The sequence below is a fragment of the Methylobacterium frigidaeris genome, from assembly GCF_022179185.1.
Taxonomy (GTDB): Bacteria; Pseudomonadota; Alphaproteobacteria; order Rhizobiales; family Beijerinckiaceae; genus Methylobacterium; species Methylobacterium frigidaeris.
The window spans coordinates 1-239 of the sequence record NZ_BPQJ01000344.1; the positions used below are offsets into that span (position 1 = coordinate 1).

The window sequence follows — 239 nt, forward strand, 5'->3', positions numbered from 1 at the left end:
CTCCTCGCCACCGGTCGGGGTGATCTCGACCTCGAGGATGATCTTCGCGGCGCGGGCGCGCTCCAGCAGCTCCTGCGCGATGGAGAGGTTGTCGGCGAGGGTCTCCGCCGAGCCGTCCCACATGTGCGACTGGAACAGCGGGTTCAGACCCTTGGCGACGCGCTCCGCGGAGACGTCGAGCAGCGGACGTACGTAACCGTCCAGCTTGTCCTTGGGGCAGTGGTCGGTGTGCAGCGCGA

General features: G+C 68.2%; 1 protein-coding gene. It reads right to left on the reverse strand.

All coding sequences use genetic code 11. From position 1 onward, the window contains the following. Positions 1–239, reverse strand: a 239-nt coding sequence (locus MFF64_RS37315; RefSeq protein ID WP_238194118.1) for a class II fructose-bisphosphate aldolase, incomplete at both ends; no start/stop codon positions are given.